Annotated in this window: 22 protein-coding genes; 16 read left to right on the top strand and 6 right to left on the bottom strand. The window is 67.1% G+C overall.

Annotated features, from left to right (window positions below):
* Nucleotides 1-25: 25 nt before the first annotated feature.
* Nucleotides 26-532: a sigma-70 family RNA polymerase sigma factor gene (locus EDC31_RS04070; protein ID WP_132126924.1), complete on the bottom strand. Its 507-nt coding sequence runs from the start codon at nt 530-532 to the stop codon at nt 26-28.
* A 217-nt stretch (nt 533-749) separates the two neighbouring features.
* Here EDC31_RS04070 and EDC31_RS04065 point away from each other — a divergent pair, with 217 nt between their 5' ends.
* Entirely contained in the window at nt 750-1484 is a 735-nt protein-coding gene (locus EDC31_RS04065; protein ID WP_042056030.1) for a PhyR family response regulator anti-anti-sigma factor, read from the top strand.
* A 95-nt stretch (nt 1485-1579) separates the two neighbouring features.
* Nucleotides 1580-3373, top strand: a complete 1794-nt coding sequence (locus EDC31_RS04060) for an ABC-F family ATP-binding cassette domain-containing protein (RefSeq protein WP_042056027.1) — start codon at nt 1580-1582, stop codon at nt 3371-3373.
* 88 nt (nt 3374-3461) lie between these two features.
* Here EDC31_RS04060 and EDC31_RS04055 read toward each other — a convergent pair whose 3' ends face one another.
* A complete protein-coding gene (locus EDC31_RS04055; RefSeq protein WP_042056025.1) occupies nt 3462-4457 on the bottom strand; it encodes a Gfo/Idh/MocA family protein in 996 nt (331 codons plus the stop codon).
* A 147-nt stretch (nt 4458-4604) separates the two neighbouring features.
* Here EDC31_RS04055 and secD point away from each other — a divergent pair, with 147 nt between their 5' ends.
* Nucleotides 4605-6185: a protein translocase subunit SecD gene (secD, locus tag EDC31_RS04050; protein WP_408735050.1), complete on the top strand. Its 1581-nt coding sequence runs from the start codon at nt 4605-4607 to the stop codon at nt 6183-6185.
* A gap of 6 nt (nt 6186-6191) precedes the next feature.
* Nucleotides 6192-7124 carry a protein translocase subunit SecF gene (secF, locus tag EDC31_RS04045; protein WP_042056021.1) on the top strand — a complete coding sequence of 311 codons (933 nt, stop codon included), beginning with the start codon at nt 6192-6194 and terminating at the stop codon, nt 7122-7124.
* Between the two features lie 56 nt (nt 7125-7180).
* Here the strand turns inward: secF and EDC31_RS04040 are convergent, their stop codons facing one another.
* Together EDC31_RS04040 and mscL are read right to left on the bottom strand one after the other, a co-directional pair.
* Nucleotides 7181-7543 carry a hypothetical protein gene (locus EDC31_RS04040; RefSeq protein WP_042056019.1) on the bottom strand — a complete coding sequence of 121 codons (363 nt, stop codon included), beginning with the start codon at nt 7541-7543 and terminating at the stop codon, nt 7181-7183.
* 52 nt (nt 7544-7595) lie between these two features.
* A complete protein-coding gene (mscL, locus tag EDC31_RS04035; protein ID WP_042056017.1) occupies nt 7596-8051 on the bottom strand; it encodes a large conductance mechanosensitive channel protein MscL in 456 nt (151 codons plus the stop codon).
* Nucleotides 8052-8291: 240 nt separating this feature from the next.
* Between mscL and rpmE the strand changes: the two genes are divergently transcribed.
* The 6 genes from rpmE to EDC31_RS04005 all read left to right on the top strand — a co-directional run bounded on the left by rpmE (nt 8292) and on the right by EDC31_RS04005 (nt 12074).
* The gene (gene rpmE / locus EDC31_RS04030) at nt 8292-8522 is read left to right on the top strand and encodes a 50S ribosomal protein L31 (RefSeq protein WP_042056143.1); all 231 of its coding nucleotides are present in this window, start codon (nt 8292-8294) and stop codon (nt 8520-8522) included.
* A gap of 163 nt (nt 8523-8685) precedes the next feature.
* On the top strand, nt 8686-9162 hold the full coding sequence (locus EDC31_RS04025; protein ID WP_042056015.1) for an Hsp20 family protein: 477 nt from the start codon (nt 8686-8688) through the stop codon (nt 9160-9162).
* A 306-nt stretch (nt 9163-9468) separates the two neighbouring features.
* Nucleotides 9469-10047 (top strand): DUF1013 domain-containing protein, encoded by a 579-nt coding sequence (locus tag EDC31_RS04020; RefSeq protein ID WP_042056012.1) that lies wholly within the window; start codon nt 9469-9471, stop codon nt 10045-10047.
* Between the two features lie 96 nt (nt 10048-10143).
* Entirely contained in the window at nt 10144-10344 is a 201-nt protein-coding gene (locus EDC31_RS04015; RefSeq protein ID WP_042056141.1) for a YdcH family protein, read from the top strand.
* Between the two features lie 57 nt (nt 10345-10401).
* Entirely contained in the window at nt 10402-10929 is a 528-nt protein-coding gene (gene purE, locus EDC31_RS04010) for a 5-(carboxyamino)imidazole ribonucleotide mutase (RefSeq protein ID WP_042056009.1), read from the top strand.
* Nucleotides 10926-12074, top strand: coding sequence for a 5-(carboxyamino)imidazole ribonucleotide synthase (locus EDC31_RS04005; protein ID WP_042056007.1), 1149 nt, complete (start codon nt 10926-10928; stop codon nt 12072-12074). The genes purE and EDC31_RS04005 overlap by 4 nt, the downstream gene beginning before the upstream one ends.
* 66 nt (nt 12075-12140) lie before the next feature.
* Here the strand turns inward: EDC31_RS04005 and EDC31_RS04000 are convergent, their stop codons facing one another.
* Nucleotides 12141-12872 carry a JAB domain-containing protein gene (locus tag EDC31_RS04000; protein WP_052511596.1) on the bottom strand — a complete coding sequence of 244 codons (732 nt, stop codon included), beginning with the start codon at nt 12870-12872 and terminating at the stop codon, nt 12141-12143.
* Nucleotides 12873-12939: 67 nt separating this feature from the next.
* Here EDC31_RS04000 and EDC31_RS03995 point away from each other — a divergent pair, with 67 nt between their 5' ends.
* Nucleotides 12940-13647: an HAD hydrolase-like protein gene (locus tag EDC31_RS03995; RefSeq protein WP_042056005.1), complete on the top strand. Its 708-nt coding sequence runs from the start codon at nt 12940-12942 to the stop codon at nt 13645-13647.
* A 220-nt stretch (nt 13648-13867) separates the two neighbouring features.
* Nucleotides 13868-14269 (top strand): EF-hand domain-containing protein, encoded by a 402-nt coding sequence (locus EDC31_RS03990; protein ID WP_042056002.1) that lies wholly within the window; start codon nt 13868-13870, stop codon nt 14267-14269.
* A 20-nt stretch (nt 14270-14289) separates the two neighbouring features.
* On the opposite strand, the gene EDC31_RS03985 is transcribed toward EDC31_RS03990, so the two are convergent.
* A complete protein-coding gene (locus tag EDC31_RS03985; protein WP_042056001.1) occupies nt 14290-14967 on the bottom strand; it encodes a JAB domain-containing protein in 678 nt (225 codons plus the stop codon).
* Between the two features lie 115 nt (nt 14968-15082).
* Here EDC31_RS03985 and EDC31_RS03980 point away from each other — a divergent pair, with 115 nt between their 5' ends.
* The 4 genes from EDC31_RS03980 to EDC31_RS03965 all read left to right on the top strand — a co-directional run bounded on the left by EDC31_RS03980 (nt 15083) and on the right by EDC31_RS03965 (nt 20858).
* Nucleotides 15083-17317, top strand: coding sequence for an ATP-dependent helicase (locus EDC31_RS03980; protein ID WP_042055999.1), 2235 nt, complete (start codon nt 15083-15085; stop codon nt 17315-17317).
* A complete protein-coding gene (locus EDC31_RS03975; RefSeq protein WP_042055997.1) occupies nt 17314-18255 on the top strand; it encodes a 50S ribosomal protein L11 methyltransferase in 942 nt (313 codons plus the stop codon). The genes EDC31_RS03980 and EDC31_RS03975 overlap by 4 nt, the downstream gene beginning before the upstream one ends.
* Nucleotides 18252-20021 carry an aminopeptidase P family protein gene (locus tag EDC31_RS03970; RefSeq protein ID WP_042055995.1) on the top strand — a complete coding sequence of 590 codons (1770 nt, stop codon included), beginning with the start codon at nt 18252-18254 and terminating at the stop codon, nt 20019-20021. Before EDC31_RS03975 ends, EDC31_RS03970 begins: the two co-directional genes overlap by 4 nt.
* Nucleotides 20022-20087: 66 nt before the next feature.
* Nucleotides 20088-20858: a transglycosylase SLT domain-containing protein gene (locus tag EDC31_RS03965; RefSeq protein WP_052511594.1), complete on the top strand. Its 771-nt coding sequence runs from the start codon at nt 20088-20090 to the stop codon at nt 20856-20858.
* The last annotated feature ends 84 nt before the right edge of the window (nt 20859-20942 follow it).

Below are 20942 nucleotides of genomic sequence, written 5' to 3'. Positions count from 1 at the left end.
AAATCGGACACTTCCCGCAAGAATTTTATATTTCATTGATTTTATTGTATTTTTCATCATCTGGAAGTGCCGCGCCGGCCAGAGCGGCGAGTTTCGACCGCGCCCGCGAGACCCGCGCCTTCATCGTCCCCAGGGGCGCGTCGCAGATCTGCGCGGCCTCCTCGTAGGTCAGTTCCTGAGCGCCGACGAGAATGAGCGCCACGCGGTATTCGTCCGGCAGTTGCCATAGCATGTCATGCAGGTCGAGCATCTGGTCGGTCATCGGCGCGCCGCCGTTCTCGCCGCCATTCTCCCGCGCGGCGTTTTCCATGTCGCCCACGATTTCCTTTTCCCGCGCATGGCGCCGGCAATGCTCGTGGAAGGCGTTGCGCTCTATCGTGAACAGCCAGGCCTTGAGGGACGTGCCCGGCATGAACTGCGCCTGCGCGGCGAGCGCGCGAACGATCGTGTCCTGCACGAGATCGTCCGCCGCCGCCGGATCGCGCGTGAGGAAGCGCGCGAAGCCGCGCAGATCCGGCAGCAGCGCCGCCAGCCCTTGCCGCACGGAGGACCACCCTCCTGCGGGAGGCAGAACAGGCGCGGCCGGACGGGCTCTGCTGGACATGAAGGGGAAAAACCTCCGAGCGACGCGGCACCGGCGGATGTCAGCGTCGTGATGTTGGCGTTCCGATGCAGAAATGCCATAATTCCGCCCGGCCCTGCCTCCGCACGCGATGAGCGCAGGCAGATTGGCCGGGAGATCTGACCTCATGATGGACGCCAGACGCCAGGAACTCGTCCAGGCCCTGCCCTATGGCCGACGCTTCGGAAGGGCGCTGGCCGGAAGCCAGAAAGAGGGCGACGTACTGGTCAAGCTGTCCCTGGAGAATCTGCTCGCCGAAGAGGGGGACGGTCTCCCGATACGGCATAACCTGTATCGGCGCGTGGCTCAACATTGCGCGGCGCGCGTGACAAAAGCCACCGCCGGCCTGAGTTTCACGCAACGCGCGCTCCTGCTGCTCACCGCGCTGGAGGGTCTGTCCCTGCCTTCCGCCACCCGCATCCTCGGCATGAAGGAAGGAGAGGCGCTGGAAGAACTGGCCAAGGCGCATGACGGGTTGCGCCGCACGGCCTCGACCAGCGTGCTCATCATCGAGGACGAGCCGATCATCGCCATGGACATTCAGGACGTGGTGGAGGAATGCGGTCACGCCGTCGCCGCCGTCGCCCATACGGAGGCCGACGCCGTGCGCCTCGCCTCCACCCTGCGTCCCGGGCTCATCCTCGCCGACATCAATCTCGGCGCGGGCGGGGACGGCATGCAGGCGGTGCGGCGCATCATGAAGACGCATGACATCCCGGTCGTCTTCGTCACCGCCTATCCCGAGCGCCTGCTGACCAGCGAGACGGAAGAGCCCTCCTTCGTCATCACCAAACCCTTCGAGCCGCTGACCCTCGCGATCACCACCTATCAGGCCGTCACGGGCGGGCTGACGGCCTTCTGAAAGAGCCCTGACGCAGGCCCCCCGCCGGAAGTTCAAACCGCACGCCCGACAAGCCCCCCGCTTGCACGCACCGGCTCCGCGACACATAAGCGGGCATGGCCCCTCCTCTGCTTCTCCTCCAGGATATCGTCTATTCCCTCGGCGGCCGTCCGCTGCTCGACGGCGCGGCCATCGGCGTGCAGCCGGGAGAGCGCGTCTGCCTCGTCGGACGCAACGGCTCGGGCAAATCCACCCTGCTGAGACTCGCGGCGGGAGAGGTGCAGGCCGATTCGGGCACGCGCTTCCTCCAGCCCGGCGCGCGCGCCTTCTACCTCGCTCAGGAGCCGGATCTTTCGGGCTTCTCCACGACCTATGACTATGTCAGCGCCGGGCTGGAGGAAGCGGAGCAGTTCCAGGCCCGCGCCATGCTGGCGGAACTCGGACTTTCCGGCGGCGAAACGGCCGGAAGCCTCTCGGGCGGCGAGGCGCGCCGGGCGGCCCTGGCCCGCGCGCTGGCCTCGCGCCCGGACCTTCTGCTGCTCGACGAGCCGACCAATCATCTCGACATGCCCGCCATCGCGTGGCTGGAAAAGGAACTCATCGCCTCGCGCGCCGCGATGATCGTCATCAGCCACGACCGTCGGCTGCTGGAGACGCTCTCCCGCGCCGTGGTCTGGCTCGACCAGGGCGTGACGCGCCGACTCGAGCAGGGATTCGCGCGGTTCGAGTCCTGGCGCGAGGAGGTGCTGGAGCAGGAAGAAACCGAGGCGCACAAGCTCACCCGGCGGATCGCCCGCGAAGAGGACTGGATGCGCTACGGCGTGACGGCGCGGCGCAAGCGGAACGTCCGCCGCGTCGCCGAACTCGCCGCCCTCAGGGTGCGACGCAAGGAGATGGCGCGCGGCCCGGCGCAGATGCGCATGAGCGTCAGCGACGCCGAGACGACCGGCAAGATCACGATCGCCGCCGAGAACGTGGGGAAGAGCTATGGCGATCGCGCCATCGTGCGCGACCTCGATCTCCGCGTGCTGCGCGGCGACCGGCTCGGCATCGTCGGGGCGAACGGCGCGGGCAAGACGACGCTGCTGCATCTGCTCACCGGGGAGATGGCGCCGGACGCCGGGACCGTCACGCTCGGCCCCTCCGTCTCCCTCGTGACGCTGGATCAGCGCCGCGCTGCGCTCGATCCCGCCATGACCCTCGCCGACACGCTGACGGGCGGCTCGGGCGACATGGTGCAGGTCGGCGGCGAGAAGCGTCACGTGATCGGCTACATGAAGGATTTTCTCTTCCGCCCGGAACAGGCGCGCACGCCGGTCGGCAGTCTCTCGGGCGGCGAACGCGGCCGTCTCGCCCTCGCCTGCGCGCTCGCCCGCCCGTCCAACCTCATCGTGCTGGACGAACCGACCAACGATCTCGATCTCGAAACGCTCGATCTGTTGCAGGAGATGCTGGCCGACTACGCCGGAACCGTCCTGCTGGTCAGCCATGACCGCGATTTCCTCGACCGCGTGGCGACATCTGTCCTTGTGGCGGAGGGCGACGGCAAGTGGATCGAATATGCGGGCGGCTACAGCGACATGCTGGCCCAGCGCCCCGACAGCGCGCCACGACGCGACACCTTTCGTCCGGTCGCCGCCTCGCCGGGAGGGAAGCCGCAACGCGCCCAGAAGAAACTGAGCTACAAGGACCAGCGCGTGCTGGACAGCCTGCCGGGCGAAATCGCGGCCATCGAAGCCGAGATCGTCGCCCTGCGCGAAAAACTCGCCGATCCGGCGCTCTATCAGCGCGATCCGGCGGGCTTCCAGACCCTCACCGCCACGCTGGAAACGCGGCAGGCGGACCTCACGCAGGCGGAGGAACGCTGGATCGAACTGGAGACGAAGCGGGAAGAGCTGGAACGAACTTAGCGCCGTTCCGCGCCCGGGGCGCGTCGTCGTTCTCTCTGGCGTTCTCTTCGGAAGAGGAAGCGCGCCATCAAATCCCGGGACCGGACGTCTACTCGCCGATCAGCCCCGATTCGCTCATCCTGTGCCGCGTCGCGTCCATGCTGGCCTTCACCCGCAATGCCGCATCCAGCGCCCGCAGCCCCGCCCGCCCATCGACCAGAACGGGCGCGCCGTCGAGACAGGAAGCAGCGAACGCCTCGTGTTCCGCGCTCAGACTGTCATGATCGTCCCACCGCACCGCCTCGCGCCGGAATCCGCCGGTGCCGGGCAGCGGCAAACCGCGCTCACGGCCGATGAAGCTGAGTTCCCGCTGCATGAAATCGGCGGACAAATAGCCCTCTTCCGAGAAAATCCGCATCCGCCGCTCCGTCTTGAGCGAGATGCGGCTGGCGGTGATGGTCGCAACACAGCCATTGACGAAGCGCACGCGCGCATTGGCGATGTCCTCATGGGCCGAGGACACGGCGACGCCGAGCGCGTCCACCGACTCGATCGCGCTGTTCACCAGCGCGAGCACGAGATCGAGATCATGGATCATCAGATCGAGAATGACCGAGACATCCGTGCCGCGCGGCTTGAAGGGCGCGATGCGCGTCGCCTCGATATAAAGCGGACGGCCGATCCGCTCGGAAATGGCGCGATGCTCGGCGGAATAGCGCAGGAGATGCCCGACCTGAAGCACCAGCCCGGCGCGCTCCGCCAGCTCGACCAGCGCAGCACCTTCCTCGACCGTCGCGGCGACGGGCTTTTCCACCAGAACATGCCGCCCGGCCCGCAACGCGGCCGTGGCGAGCGGGAAATGATGCTCCGCCGGGGCGGCGACGATCACGGCCTCGACCTCGTCCAGCAACGCCTCGAATGACGGGGCGGCCGCACATCCCGCCTCGCGCGCCACGAGGGCCGCGCGCCCGGGATCGGGGTCGAACAGCGCCACCAGATCCTCGCGGGTCGCGTCCCGCGATTTCAACGCATGGAACCGGCCGAAATGCCCGGCTCCGACAATGCCCGTGCGAAGCCGGCGCGCGGCGTGCGACTCTCGTTTCATGCCCCTTGCTGTAGCAGCCGCACGATCTTCTGTCATGACGATCGCATGCGGCAGTTGCCTTCCGGCGCGGCTATCGGCATCTTCGCGCCCTGATTGCGCGGTCTCCGCCGCGCCGAACGCTGTCTGCGGAAGGGTCCAGCGCCGTCGATGATGTATTACAGCCGCGCCAGAATGCTGGGCGCACTCGGCATCTGCCTGTTGGGCGTCCTGCTCTGCCTGCCGAATTTCTTCCGCGCTCCCGCTCCGCACCTCCCCTGGCGGCAGATCCATCTCGGGCTGGATCTGCGCGGCGGCTCGTACCTGCTGCTCCAGATCGACCGCAAGAGCCTCGTCGCCGACCGGCTGCAAACGCTGGAAGACGGCGCGCGGCAGGCGCTGATCGCCAAGGGACTCGGCTATCGTGATTTCCGGCGCGATCCTGCGACGCGGAGTCTGAGCTTCCAGCCGCGCGATTCGTCGGAAGCCGCGGCGGCCCGTCAGGCCGTGGCCGACATGACGCAGACCATGCCGGGTGAATTCTCCGTCTCGATGGCAGGAGCAGGGCCGGGGACCGGGTCGGCAACCGGGGACCGGATCGTCATCACGCTGAGCCAGAAGGCCTTCGCCCGGCGGGCGGGCGAGGCGCTGACGCAATCCATCGAGATCGTCCGCCGCCGGATCGACGGCACGGGCGCGATCGACCCCTCGATCGCACGCCAGGGCGATGACCGCATCGTCGTCGAACTGCCCGGCATCAGCGATCCCGAGCGCATCAAGACGCTGCTGGGCACCACGGCCAAGATGACCTTCCGCCTCGTCGCTCCCCCCGTCAGCGGCACGGTCGCCCCGCCCGGTGTCACCCTGCTGCCGGACATCAGCACCGGCCAGACCCTGCCGGTCATGGACCATGTCGAGGTGGACGGCGCGGACCTGACCAATGCCGGCGCGGTCATCGACCAGCAGACCGGCAACTGGGCCGTGGACTTCGCCTTCGACCACGCCGGAGCCGCCGCCTTCGCCAACACCACGGCGAGCAATGTCGGCCAACGCTTCGCCATCGTGCTGGACAACAAGGTGATCGAGGCCCCCGTCATCCAGGGGCCGATCCCGGGCGGCCGCGGCCAGATCACCGGCAACTTCACCGCGCAGTCGGCCACGGATCTCGCCCTGATGCTCCGCGCGGGCGCCCTCCCGGCGCCGCTCGCGGTCATCGAACAACGCAGCATCGGCCCGTCGCTCGGCGCGGATTCGATCCGCGCGGGAGCGATCAGCCTCGCTCTCGGCCTCGTTCTGGTCATGCTCTTCATGCTGCTCTTCTATGCGCGCTTCGGCCTCTATGCCGATCTCGCTCTGGTGGCGAACCTCGTCCTGATGACGGCGATCCTCACACTCTTCCAGACCACCCTGACGCTGCCCGGCATGGCGGGCATGCTGCTCACGCTGGGCATGGCGGTGGATGCGAACATCCTCATCAACGAGCGCATCCGCGAGGAGGTGAAGCGCGGACGCGCGCCGCTGGCGGCGTTGCAGGTCGGCTTCGAACGCGCGACCGGGACGATCGTGGACAGCAATGCGACGGCGTTCCTCGCCCATGTGATGCTGTTCGTCTTCGGCACCGGGCCCGTGCGCAACTTCGCCCTGACGATCACCATCGGCATCGTCACCACGCTCTTCACGACGCTCGTCCTGTCGCGTCTGCTCGTGGTGCGCTGGTATGCCCTCACCCGTCCCTCCGAACTGCCGGTCTGATCGTCCATGCTGTCCCATCCCCTCTTCCGCTTCGTTCGCGACGACAAGCGCATCCCGTTCATGCGCGGGCGCTATGCCGGGCTGGCGACGTCCGCCGTGCTCTCGCTGCTTTCCGTCGTGCTGTTCTTCCATCCCGGCCTGAAGCTCGGGCTCGATTTCCGCGGCGGCGTGGTGATCGAGGCGCGCACGCAAGGGCCGGCGGATTTCGGCAGGCTGCGACAGGCCCTGGCGGCCGTCCATGTCACGGCGGCGGGCATCCAGCGTTTCGGCGCGGCGGACGACGTGCTGATCCAGCTCGATTCGCCCGCCTCCGGCCCCGCTCAGGAAGCCGAGACGCAGCATCTCGTCGATACCGTCAGCAAGGCCGTGGCCCAGGCCCAGCCCGGCACGCAGATCCTGCGGGCGGACGCGGTCGGGGCGACCGTGTCAAGCGAACTGTTCCGCGACGGATTGCTGGCGCTCGGATGCAGCCTCGTGATGATCCTCATCTATATCTGGGTGCGGTTCGAGCGCGAATTCGCCATCTCCGCCGTCGTCACCCTGATCCTCGACCTGACGAAAACCGTCGGCTTTCTGGCCGTCACGCGTTTCGAATTCGATCTGGTGATGGTCGCGGCGATCCTGACCATCCTCGGCTATTCCACCAACGACAAGGTCGTGGTCTATGACCGCGTGCGCGAGAACCTGCGGAAATACCGCACGATGCCGTTGCGGGAACTGCTCGATCTGTCGATCAACGAGACGCTGAACCGGACGCTCGGCACGTCCTCGACCGTGTTCCTCGCCGCCCTGCCGCTGGCCCTGTTCGGCGGCCACACTCTGGCGGGTTTCGCGACCGTGATGCTCTTCGGCATCGTCGTGGGCACGTCGTCCTCGATCTTCATCGCCGCCCCTCTTCTGTTGCTGATGGGCGAGAAACGGCTGCGTCAGGCGCGCTGAACCGAAACGCGGCCAGACGGGCGCGCGATCAAGGCCGGGACAGGATCAGGGCAAGGTCAGGGTGAGGCGACGGGAAGCGCGGCGGCGGGAGGCGAAGGTTCCGGCGCCTGCTGGAGCAACTGGCGCAGGCTGTCATCCGCCCGCCGCATATTCTCCGGACTCGGCTGGAGAATGGCCCGGCGCACCATGGTCCAGGCATTATGATCGACGGCGACGGCCAGATCGACGTCCTGGCGGGTGGCCTGACGCGCGGCGATCCGGGCGACCAGCCGGTGCTCGACCATGCCGGTCGCCACGAGATAGCTCGTCAACAAGGTGTCGGGGGTGCGCGACGCCATCAGATCGCCACGCCCCTGCGTCGCGCAGGCGGAGAGCGAGAGGAGAGCGAAGGCCGGGAGCAGAATGCGGAAACACGTCATGCGGCCGCATCCTGTCCCATCCGTGCGGCCGGGCCAAGCCCGGCCGGGAGCGTCAGACCGCAGGAGGCTGGCGATCGCGGGCGAGGAGATCGCGGATTTCGGTCAGCAGCACGTCGGTCGAGCTGGGCGCGGGAGGCGCCGCCTCAGCCTTGCGATGCAGTTTGGAAATGATCTTCACCAGCCAGAAGATGGCGAAGGACACGATGACGAACTGGATGAGGGCGTTGAGGAAAACGCCGAGATTGACGGTCACCGCCCCGGCTTTCTGGGCTTCGGTCAGGGTCGGCTCCACCGGCCCCTTGAGCGTCCAGAAGATGTTGGTGAAGTCGATCCCGCCGGTGAGCAGGCCGATGAACGGCGTCAGGATGTCCTTGACGAGGCTGTTGACGATGGCGGTGAAGGCCACGCCGATGATGATGCCGACGGCAAGGTCGATCACATTGCCACGCATGATGAAGGCCTTGAATTCGGCCACCCATCCGGGGACGTGAAGTTTCGACGGACTCATGCTCACAATATGGATCTCCTTAATGACAAGACAGGGCGTAGGCGCGCCGCCGAGCTTAACGAATCGCTCATTTTTCCGAAAGGTGCTTCATGAAAATGAACGATGCCGCCGTTCCGCCCGATTTCCTTGCGCGTGTCTTTTCACGATCCGACCCCCATTATAAGGTTTCCCCGCCGACGACTTTCCTATAAGAGCGCGCGGATCGCTCCGGTCGGCATCGGAGCCCCCGAGGAGAATATCATGAAGTCCGGCATTCACCCTGAATACCACGAGATCAACGTCATCATGACGGATGGCACCGAGTACAAGACCCGTTCCTGCTATGGCAGCGCGGGCGCCACGCTGCGTCTCGACGTGGACCCGAAATCCCATCCCGCCTGGACGGGCGTGCATCGCATGATCGATTCCGGCGGACAGGTCGCGAAGTTCAACAAGCGTTTCGCCGGGATCGGCGCGCGCACGAACAAGTAAGCCGCTTCCTCCCTCCCCCTCCGGCGCCCCTCTTGAAAAACCGGGGCGCGGCACAATCTCGGTTTCATCGCGGTGCCGGCAAACGGGCCGCGATGACAGCAAATATGGCGGCCTGCCGTTCCGGAGGCCGTCAAGAGATGAATCTGCCTTGGAGGAGGTTCTTATGACCTATGATTTCGCGCCGCTTTTCCGTACCGCGATCGGCTTCGACCGTCTCGCGCGACTTGTGGACAGCGCGGCCAGCGTGCCTGCGGGCACGGGTTATCCCCCTTACAACATCGAAAAGACCGGCGAGAACGACTACGAACTGACCATGGCGCTGGCCGGGTTCAGCCCGGAGGATGTCGAGGTCACGCTCGCGGATAATACGCTGGTCATTCGCGGCGCGGTCCCCGAACCGGCCCGCAAGGGGGAAATCCTGCATCGCGGCATCGCGACCCGTGCGTTCGAACGCCGCTTCGTGCTGGCCGACCATATCGAGATCGGCGAGGCGACATTGACGAACGGCATGCTCGCCATCGCCATCCGCCGCGTGACGCCTGAGGCGCTCAAGCCGCGCCGCATTCCCATCACCGCGGGCGCGCCGGCTGCCGTGACGCTTGAGGCCGCCAATGAAACCGTTCCGGCCCATGCGGCCTGAAGGGGCGGCCAGAAGGAGCGGCACGATCTTGGCCGCGTGACGCAAAGACGCATGATGAAAAGGAGGGCGAACCCTCCTTTTCGTTGCGGGGCCCCTGCCGGGGCCCGCTCTTTTTTCCGCACCCTTTCCGGCGGAAAGCCCTTGACCCGGCGCGCGATCAACCGCCATATCCTCAGCCATCTTCGCAGCGCATTCAGCAGGTGCCGCGAAGCCCTTGCTCCGGCGGGGCGCGTCTTTCCGATCCTCTCGGCACCTGCGGCGGCGCCGCACCGGACGCAGACCCTCACCGCAGGATGATTCGAGACAATGACGCTTCCCCTCATGCCGAAGGCCACGGCTGTCTGGCTTATCGAGAAGACAGCCCTGACCTTCACCCAGATCGCCGAATTCTGCGGCATGCACCCGCTCGAGGTGCAGGCGATCGCCGACGGCGAGGTCGCGGCGGGAATCAACGGCTATGATCCGATCGCCAATCACCAGGTAACTGCTGAGGAAATCGCGCGCTGCGAAAAGGATTCCGAGGCGCGCCTGCGCCTGGCCGGCACGTCCAATCCCGTCGCCCGCCGCGCCAAGGGCGCACGCTACACCCCGATCGCCAAACGCAACGACCGCCCGGATGCGATCGCCTTCGTCCTGCGCCAGTTTCCGCAGCTCAACGAGGCGCAGATCATCAAGCTGCTGGGCACCACGAAGGACACCATCGCCAAGGTCCGCGATCGCCAGCACTGGAACAGCGCCAATATCAAACCGCGCGATCCCGTCATTCTCGGCCTGTGCAGCCAGTCGGATCTGAACGCCGCCGTCGCGGCGGCCAATGAGAGACTCGCCCGCGAGGGGCAGGTCGCGCCGGTCGTCATGCCGGAGATTGAGGACGGCAACGGCTGAACGCTGGATCGGAACGCCAACAGCATGATATGTCCGTTTTTTCGGGCCTGACGGCCGGGAAACGGGCTGCCGAAGAGGGGAACCGGACCAATCATGATGTCTGGCGATCAGGAGACGCTGCTGCGCCGCCTGCATGAATTACGGAGCGAACACCGCGATCTCGACACCGTCATCGAGCGCCTCGTGCAGCATCCTCTGAACCAGCTTCAGCTTCAGCGGCTCAAGAAGCGCAAGCTCCTGCTCAAGGACGAGATCACCTATATCGAAAACTCCCTGATCCCTGATAATATCGCCTGATGTCTTCCCGGCTCCAGGCACGCGAATGCAACGCGAATGAAAGACCTGAGTGACAAGATGAGCGAGAGAGCCTCCCCGCTGGCCGAAGTCGATCCGCTCGCTGGCGCCCCGCTGGTCGGCCTCGTCATGGGCAGCCAGTCGGACTGGGAGACCATGCGCGCGGCGGCCGATTTCCTGCGCGGGCTGGACGTGCCGCATGAGGTCCGCATCGTGTCGGCGCACCGGACACCAGATCGCCTGGCGGACTACGCACGCGGGGCGCAGGGGCGCGGACTCAAGGTCATCATCGCCGGCGCCGGGGGGGCCGCGCATCTGCCGGGCATGGTCTCGGCCTGGACCATCCTGCCGGTGCTCGGCGTGCCGGTGGAATCCCACGCGCTCAAGGGTATGGATTCGCTGCTCTCCATCGTGCAGATGCCGGGCGGCGTGCCGGTCGGGACGCTGGCCATCGGACGGTCCGGCGCCCTGAACGCGGGCATCCTCGCCGCCTCGATCCTTTCCCTGTCCGACCCCGCCCTGTCCGCGCGGCTGGAAACCTGGCGCGCGATGCAGACCGCGGCCGTCGCGGACACGCCGGAAGGGTGAGCGCGCCGCGGATCTTCCGCCCGGGCGCGACGATCGGCATCGTCGGCGGCGGCCAGCTCGGGCGCATGTCCGCCATGGCGGCGGCGCGGCTGGGATTTCACGTCCATATCCTGACGCCCGAGACGAACAGCCCGGCGGCCGAGGTGGCGCGCGGCGTCACGCTCGGCGCGTATGACGACGAAGCGGCGTTGCGCGATTTCGCCGCGCATGTCGATGTCGTGACCTTCGAATTCGAGAATGTGTCGGCGACAGGGCTGGCCCTGCTCGAATCCCTGCGTCCGGTGCGTCCCGGCCGTGCGATCCTCGAAACGAGTCAGGACCGGATCGCCGAGAAAACGCGCCTGGCGGAACTCGGCGCGGCGACCGCGCCATGGCGTCCCGCGCGCGACGCGGCGGAGCTTGACGCCGCGATCGCCGCACTCGGCTTTCCGCTGATCCTCAAGACCACCCGGCTCGGCTATGACGGCAAGGGTCAGTTCCCCCTGCCCGACGCGGCGGCATTCGCGGCGCTGGACATCGCAGCCCCCCCCTGGCCGCTGATCGCCGAAGGCTATGTCGATTTCGACCGCGAGATCAGCGTGATGGTCGCGCGCGGGATCGACGGCACGGTGCGCTGCTTCGACGCGACGCAGAACATCCACCGGAACGGCATTCTCGACCTCAGCCTCGCACCCGCTCCGGTCGCGCCGGAACTGGCCCGCGCGGCGCAGGATCTGGCCGCGCGGGTCGCCGAAGGGCTGGAACTGGTCGGGCTCATGGGCGTCGAGATGTTCGTGACGGCCGATGGCGGGTTGCTCGTCAACGAGATCGCGCCGCGCCCGCATAATTCCGGCCACTGGACCATGGATGCCTGTCTCGCGGATCAATTCGAGATGCATGTCCGCGCGGTGGCCGGGCTGCCGCTGCCCCCCGCCATGCGGCATGGCGATGCGGTGATGAAAAACCTGATCGGCCCGGACGACATGGCGCTGTGCGACGCCATCCTCGCCAGCCCGGGCCAGGCGCTGCATCTGTACGGAAAGGCGGAGGCGCGTCCCGGGCGCAAGATGGGGCATGTCACCATCCGCTTCCCCTTCGGCGCGCTGCCGGGCGAAGCGGGGATCAGCGCGGCGCTCGGCCCGCTCGCCCGACAGCGGGAATCCTGAAACCCGCAGGCTTGAGGTTCGAAACCAAGGGATTCCAAAGGGCGAGCGCCCGTTCGCGGATGCACGTCAAAGCAGGTCGAGCGCCCGGAAGCTGATATGCCGCCCATTGCCGATGATGAAGTGATCGGCCGTCTCGATCCCGATCGCCGCCAGCCCGGCCTGAATCTGCCGGGTCATGACGAGATCGGCCTCCGACGGCGTCGGGTCTCCGCTCGGATGATTATGCACCAGCACGACGGACGCCGCCCCCAGCTCCATGGCGCGGCGGGCGACCTCGCGGGGATAGACCGGCGTATGGTTGACGGTCCCACGCGCCTGCGCCTCGTCGGCGATCAGCCTGCGCCCCTCGCCGAGAAACAGCACGCGGAACTGCTCGACCGGCTCGCGCGCCAGCCGGGCGGTGAGGTAGTCCAGCAGGCTCGCCTCGTCGCCCAGCACATCGGCCGCATCCATTCGCGCGCGCGTATAGCGGACGGCCGCCTCATGCAGCACGCGCACCATCGGGATCAGATGCTGCCCGATGTCGCGAATGCCGCGCAATTCGTCGTCGGACGCGCAAAGCAGCGCGGAAAACGTGCCGTAGCGCGCCTGAAGGATCGCGGAGAGGCGCTCAGACCGCTCGCCCTTCCCCGCCACGACGAGGACGAAGAGGCGGATCAGCGTCGCATCGTCGAGATGACGCCCGCGCCCGGTCAGGAGCGCGACCCAGGGCTCCTGAACGCTCCCAGCCTCCGGAAACGTCAGGCTCTCCCCCTCCGATCCCTCCGCCATGGTCTTCACGCCTCGTCCTGAAGTCATTGCCCGAGGGTCCGGACACGACCGGCCCCTAGCTTTTCCGACACCCGGCAGGCATCATGAGGCGATTATGACGTCCTTTCACGATCTCGATCCAGCCTCCGCCATTCTTTTCGATCTCGACGGCACGATCATCGACTCCCGGCAGGGGATCGTCTCGACGTTGCATCACGTGATCGCGCGCCTCGGCCACGAGCCCGATCCCGCGCGAGACCTGACATGGGTGGTCGGGCCGCCTCTGGCCGAACTCATGGAGGAAGTCCTGCGTCCCTATGACGAGCATCGCGTGGCGGAAGCGGTCGAGATCTACCGCGCCCGCTACCAGACCCATGGGCGCTTCCAGACCCCGCTCTATGACGGCATCGCCGATCTGCTGCACCGCATCGCCGCCTCCCCCGCGCGGCTCTTCACCGCCACCTCGAAACCCGCCTTCCTGGCCCGGGACATTCTGCAAGCCCACGGGCTGGACCGGCTGTTCGACGAGATCTGCGGCGCGAACCCGGATGACAGCGGCGCGGAGAAGCCGGAACTCATCGCGCGGATTCTGCGCGACCACGCCATCCCGTCCAACAAGGCGGTCATGATCGGCGACCGGCGCTTCGACATCACGGGCGCGCAGGCCAATCATCTGCGGACGATCGGCGTCCTCTGGGGGTATGGTGGCAACGCGGAACTCACCGCCGCCGGTGCGGACGTGCTGTGCGAACGGCCCGAGGCGCTCGGCGGGATGATCCGGGCACAACTTGCGGCGGCGTGGCGGCATCGGCCCGCGGCCTGATTTGTCCCGCCAAAGGGCGGTCGTCCCTTGAAAAACCCCCGATCTTGAAAAACGCGGGGGCCAAGGCTCCAGGGAAGACCGGAAGTCAAACCGGGACGCGGCTATTTTTATGACTGTATATGTCTTTTATTATATTATATGTATAGTGCCGCGCGCTCTTGCGATCACACGGACGTGTCCATAGATCTTGGTGCAGTTCCACTCCTCAGGAGACTGTTCCATGCGTTCTTCCTCATTTTTCGCGGCCTCCTTCCTCGGGCTCGGCCTGCTCGTCCCCGCCGCCTCCTTCGCCGCGAGCGGATCGGCGGCATTGCAGCACCTCGATTCCGACCATGACGGCACGGTCAGCGTCGATGAGGCGAAAGCCGCCGCGGATGCGAAGTTCACGGCACTCGACACCGATCATGACGGCACGGTTGACGCGTCTGAACTGAAGGGCGCGGGCGGCAAGGCCGCCGTGGCGAAATACGACACCGACAACGACCGGACGCTCGACAAGACCGAATATCTTTCGGCGGTCGATTCGCAGTTCAAGGCGGCCGATACGGACGCCGACGGCACGCTGGACGCGCGCGAGCTGGGGTCGAAGACGGGCCACAAGGTCGTCCGCCTCGCGAACTGAGGCGAACACCGAGGCCGGGGCTACAACCAGCCTTCCTGACGGAAGCTGCGCGGTCCGCTCCCGTCGATCAGGATCGCGTCATGCAGGGTAAGGGCGAGCGGGCGGCCGGCGTCCTCCAACCGGCGTAACAGCGCCGCCCGCTCACCTCCGCAGGCGGGCGACGCGTCTCCTGCCCGACCCATCTCGAATCCGATCAGCGCCGTCGCCTGCAAGGTCAAGGCGCGACGCAGGGCGGCCGCGATTCCTTCCTCCTCGTCGAAGAGTTCGTCCGCGAGAAGGCGATTGCGGTTGTCGAGATAGAATAGCCGCAACTGTCCCGCCGCCGCGCCCAGCATCGCGCTGTCCAGATAGGCGAGAAGCTGCTCCCAGTTCCCGAGCACCGGACGCGCGCGGATTTCCGCCCCCGCCAGACGTTCCGCCGCGATCGCGGGGAAGCGGAGCGCCCGGATGGCGTCGTCGGGCAGGCCGGCCTCCCGCAACAGCCGTCCGGGCGCGCGGCACACGCCGATCAGCGAACCGAACTGCTGGAGCAACGCCTTGGCCAGCGGCTTCGTATCCCGGCGCGGAATGCCGAGAAACAGCAGCATTTCAAGCAGTTCATAATCCGCCAGCGTGGACGCGCCATGTCCCAGCACGCGGGCGCGCATGCGGGCGCGGTGGCCCTGCGGTCCGGTGGAGGTGAAACGCATCTCGCTCATATGGCGACTCTAGCACGCCCTTTTGGAAACCCCGATCCTGAAAAACGACGCCCCAGGAGCCGCTGGGCACGAACCGGGATTTGGCGTTGCGCGCCCGAGATCCTATATCTGCTGCGTGACCCAGACACCGCCCCCCGTCCCGACGCGGACCACGCCAGAGTATCTCGATCGCCTGAATCCCGAGCAACGGGAGGCGATCGAAACCACGGAAGGACCGCTGCTGATCCTCGCCGGCGCGGGGACGGGCAAGACGCGCGTGCTGACCACACGCTTCGCCCATATCCTGCTGACCGGACGCGCGCGCCCCTTCCAGATTCTCGCCGTCACCTTCACCAACAAGGCCGCCCGCGAGATGCGGCAACGCATCGGCGCGCTGCTCGGCGAGCCGGTCGAGGGGCTCTGGCTCGGCACTTTCCATGCGCTCTGCGCCCGGATGCTGCGCCGGCACGCGGAATATGTCGGCCTGACCTCCGCCTTCACCATTCTCGACACGGACGATCAGCTCCGCCTGATCAAACAGGTGATGGAACCCTACCGGATCGACACCAAGCGCTGGCCGCCTCAGGGCATGCTGGGCGTCATCCAGCGCTGGAAGGATCGCGGCTTGACGCCCGAGCGCGTCACTCCGGCGGAGGACAGCGATTTCGGCGGCGGCGCGGCGCGGCGCATCTACGAGGAATACCAGACGCGACTCAAGGCTGTGAATGCCTGCGATTTCGGCGATCTCATGCTGCATATGGTGGAGATCCTGCGTAACCAGCCCGATGTGCTGGCCCAGTATCACCGCCTGTTCCGCTATATTCTGGTTGACGAGTATCAGGACACCAACACCATCCAGTATCTCTGGCTGCGCCTGCTGGCCAAACGGGACGGATATCCGTCCAACATCGCCTGCGTGGGCGATGACGACCAGTCGATCTATTCCTGGCGCGGGGCGGAGGTGGAAAACATCCTGCGGTTCGAGCAGGATTTCCCCGGCGCGCGAATCGTGCGGCTGGAACGCAATTACCGCTCGACCGCCCAGATTCTCGCCGCCGCCGCCGGGCTGATCGCCCATAATGACGGGCGGCTGGGCAAGACCCTCCGTCCCGGGCGCGAGGATGCGGAGGGCGAGCCCGTTCAGGTCGTCGGCGTGTGGGATTCGGACGAGGAGGCGCGCATCGTCGCGGGAGCGGTGGAACGGCTTCGCGCGGACGGTCATGGCCTCGCCGAGATGGCCATCCTCATGCGCGCCGGTTTTCAGACCCGCCCGTTCGAGGAACAATTGATGACGCGCGGCATACCCTATCGCGTCGTGGGGGGCTTGCGCTTCTATGAGCGAGCGGAAATCCGCGACTGCCTCGCCTATCTGCGCGTGCTCGCGCAACCGGCCGACGATCTCGCCTTCGAGCGGATCATCAACGTCCCGCGCCGCGGCATGGGCACGGCGGCGATGCAGAAACTCCATCTGGACGCGCGGCAGCACGGCGTTCCGCTGACCGGCGCCGTCGCGGCCCAGTTGGGGGCACCCGGCAAGGGCAAGACGCGTGAGGCGCTGCTCGGGCTGATGGACGCTTTCGCAAGAGCGCGCGAGACGCTGGCGCGCGAAGGGCACGTCGTGGCCGCCGAACAGCTTCTGGAGGATGCGGGCTATCTCCAGATGTGGCGTGACGACCGCTCGCCTGAGGCGCCGGGGCGGCTCGACAATATCCGCGAATTGCTGCGCGCCCTGGTTGATTTCGCGACGCTGGAAGGGTTCCTCGAACATGTCGCGCTGGTGACGGAGGGCGAGGACGCCGCCTCGGAGGAGAAGATCAGCCTCATGACGCTGCACGGCGCGAAGGGGCTGGAATTCGACACCGTGTTCCTCCCCGGCTGGGAGGAGGGGGTGTTTCCCTCCCAGCGCAGCCTCGACGAAGGCGGGCTGAAGAGCCTGGAAGAAGAGCGGCGGCTGGCCTATGTCGGGCTGACGCGCGCGCGCAAGCGGGCGACGATTCTCCACGCCGCGCGGCGGCGCGTCTATGCGAACTGGCAGGACGCCATCCCGAGCCGGTTCATCGAGGAACTCCCCGACGCGCATGTGCGCCATAGCGGCCAGTCGATGCAGGAGCGGCGGCAGCTCGCCGCCCAGCCTTCGGTCTTCGCCTTCGGGCCGCTCACGGCCGGTCGCCGTGCGGCGTCCTCGACCGCCCCGCGCGTGACCGACGTCTATCAGGGCACGCCAACGGAAATTCCAGTAGGCGCACGTGTGTTTCATCAGAAATTCGGCTATGGCGTCGTGACCGGCGTCGATGTGGACAGGTTGCAGGTGAATTTCGAGCAGACGGGCGAGAAGAGGGTCATGGCAGGTTTCGTGGAGCAGGTTTCGTGAGCGCCGCCAGCCACCACGCCGTTCGCCGCCCCGCCGTTCGCCGCCATGCCTCCGGACTGGAAACGATCTCGGTCACGGTCGGGGACGCCGCCGTGCCGCTCTTCGAAAGCGCGCTGGCTTCGGTCTGCACGACCGTGGGCATTTTCGAGGCGGATGACAGCCAGTGCGTCTGGCGGATCGAGGGGGTGAAGGATATCGGCCAGGGCGAGGCCGAACTGGAACGCACCCTGACCCTCGCCCGGCTGATGACGGGACTCGACGCGCCGCTGGTGCGGGAGCGGACGGAGGCGGAAGGCTGGCTCGCCCGCACCTACGAGGCCTTCCCCGAACAGCATGCCGGACGCCGCTTCGCCATTCGCGGCACGCATCTCGACCGCTCCGCCTCGCGCGCGCGGCTGACCATCACACTGGATGCGGGCATCGCCTTCGGCTCCGGAGAACATGGTTCCACACGCGGCTGTCTGCGCGCGCTGGAAGACGTGGCGCATCGCCGCCCGCGCCGTATCCTCGACATGGGATGCGGCTCCGGCATCCTCGCCATGGCGGCGGCGAAGCTGCTGCGCCGTCCGGTCCTGGCGGTGGATATCGAGCCGTGGTCGGTGCGGGTGACGGCCAGCAACGCGGCGATGAACGGCCTTGGCCCGTTGATCAAGGCGCGGCACGGCAATGGCTGGAGCACGCCCGCCGTCCGCGCCCATGCGCCGTACGATCTCGTTTTCGCCAATATCCTCGCCCGCCCGCTCTGCCGCATGGCGGAGGATCTGGCGCGCCATCTCGCCCCGGGCGGCACGGCGATCCTCGCCGGGCTGCTGAACACGCAGGCGCGCATGGTTCTCGCCGCGCACCGGCGTCAGGGGCTGGTGCTGGAGCGGAGTTATCGCGAAGGCGACTGGACGACGCTCGTCCTGCGCCGCCGCGACGGATGGAGGGATCGATGACCGCCATGTCTCCTGCCGGGCGTGTCGCACGCCTGCGCGCTGAACTGTCCCGGCTCGGCGTGGACGGCTTCGTCCTGCCGCGCGGCGACGAATTTCTCGGCGAATACGTGGCGCCCTATGCCGAACGTCTGGCGTGGCTGACGGGCTTCACCGGCAGCGCGGGCCTGGCGATCGTCCTGCCCGACCGCGCGGCGGTGTTTTCCGACGGGCGCTACACGGTTCAGCTCGCCGAACAGACGGACGAGACGATCTGGGAGCGCCGGCATCTCATCCAGTCGCCGCCGCGCGAGTGGCTGAAAGCCCATGCCCAGGGGGTGCGGATCGGCTACGACCCCCGTCTGGTCAGCGAAGCCGGTCTCGACGCCTTGACCGTTCCGGGCGTCGAGATGGTCCCGCTGGCGGAGAATCCTGTCGATGCGGTGTGGGAGGACCGGCCCGCGCCGCCCGCCAGCATGGTGGCCGCTCATCCGGAATCGCTTTCCGGCGAGAGCAGCGTTTCCAAGCGCCGCCGCATCGCGGAGATCCTGCGCGCCGCCCATGAGAACGCGGCGCTCATCGCCGACACCACCGCTCTGGCGTGGCTGTTGAACATTCGCGGCGATGACGTGCCGCATATCCCGGTCGTGCTCGCCTTCGCGCTCCTGCATGACGATGCGGGCGTGGATCTGTTCCTCGACGAAGCCCGCATTCCCGTCGCCACGCGCGCGTTTCTCGGCGACGACATACGGCTTCATCCGCCCGCCGCGCTGGAGGGGATTTTGGCCGGGCTGGCGGGCAAGACGGTGCGCGTCGATCCCAATGGCGGCGCGCTGTGGTTCATCCGCACGCTGGAAGCCGCCGGAGCGACCGTCAGCCGCGCCGCCGACCCGTGCGCACTGCCCAAGGCCCGCAAGAACGCCGTGGAGCAGGACGGGGCGCGCGCCGTCCATCTGCACGATTCGGCGGCGCTGTGCCGCTTCCTGCATTTCGTCAGCCTCCATGGCGTAGGGCTCGGCGAAACCGCGCTGGCCGAGCGGCTGGACCGCTTCCGCGCGCTGCATCCCGCCTATCGCGGCGAGAGCTTCCCGGCGATTTCCGCCGTGGGGCCGAACGCCGCCCTGCCCCATTACCGCGCCATCCCGGGTCAGGACCGTCTCCTGACGCCGGACACGATCTATCTCATCGACAGCGGCGGCCAGTATCCGCAAGGCACCACGGACGTGACGCGCACGATCTGGACCGGCCCGGACCCCGCGCCGACCATGATTCGCGAAGCCTATACGCGCGTGCTGAAAGGCAACATCGCGCTCAATCGCGCGCGCTTTCCCTTTGGCGCGCCCGGACACCGGCTGGATGCGCTCGCGCGGCAATTCCTGTGGCAGGACGGGCTGGACTACGATCACGGGACAGGTCACGGCATCGGCAGCTACCTCTCGGTGCATGAGGGACCGCAGAACATCTCCTCCGTCGCGCGTCCGGTCGGGCTGGAGCCGGGGATGATCGTCTCCGACGAGCCGGGCTATTACGAGATGGGCCAATACGGCATCCGGCTGGAAAATCTGCTGCTGGTGCGTCCGGCCCCCGTAGGCGCGCCGGGCAGGTTTCTCGAATTCGAAACATTGGGGCATGTGCCGTTCGACAGGTCTTTGATCGTCACGGAGCTGCTGCAACCGGATGAGCGGGCGTGGCTTCGCGCCTATCATGAGCGGACGCTGGAAATGATCGGTCCGTTGCTCGACGATGCGGCGCGGGCATGGCTGGAGAAAGCGTGCGCGCCGCTCGGGTGAGATCGGGACGAAAAACCGGGACAGGGCTTTACCTTTTCTTCATTTCTTTGCGCCATCCTGCCCTCCATGGCGCGATTCCTCATTCATATCTGCTCCCTGATCCTGCTCTGCCTGCCCGTCGCTCTCACCGCCGCGACGACGCAGTCCTGCCGCGACGCCGTGACCATCGCCGAGCGCGAGGCGGGAATGCCGCCTCGCCTGCTGGACGCCGTCAGCAAGGTGGAGAGCGGCCGTCGTCTGAAGGAGGGTGAATTCGCCGCATGGCCGTGGACGATCAATGTCGAGGGACAGGGATATTTCTACGACAGCAAGGCCGAGGCCATCGCCGCGGTCCGCGCCTTTCAGGCGCAGGGCGCGGTGTCCATCGATGTCGGCTGCATGCAGATCAACCTGCATCATCACCCCGGCGCCTTCGCCTCGCTGGACGAAGCGTTCGACCCCCTGAGCAATGCACGTTACGGTGCCCGGTTCCTCACATCCCTGCATGAACGGCTGCATGACTGGCTGGCGGCGGCGGGAGCGTATCATTCGCTGACTCCCGCGCTCGGTCAGGATTATGCCCGGCGTGTCGTCGGCCTCTGGCGCAACGGCGACAGCACGCTCGCTCTGGATGACGACACGCCGCATGCCGACGTTCCGGCGGCGGCGGGACGCGGCATTCCGTTCACCCGCGCCTTCATGCGCCCGTTCGCGGCGCCTTCCTTCTGGCCACCGCCCCGCATCATCCGGCGTCCGACCGCGCCCGGCCCCATGGCGGCGAACGGCGCGCACGGCGTGACCGGACGCACACTGGCAGCCTATCGCGCCGCTCCTGTCCGTCTCGCATGGCGGCGTTAAAAATGATAATCGAGAAAGGATGGCGGCCCAGCGTTTCTGCGGTATCGTGCGTGCATGCACCGTGCCCTCTTCCGCCCTGTCTTC

Origin of the sequence: Acidomonas methanolica (assembly GCF_004346035.1) — a bacterium.
Taxonomy (GTDB): Bacteria; Pseudomonadota; Alphaproteobacteria; order Acetobacterales; family Acetobacteraceae; genus Acidomonas; species Acidomonas methanolica.
The sequence above is the reverse complement of the archived record's forward strand: the minus strand, read 5'-3'. Positions and strand labels throughout refer to the sequence as shown.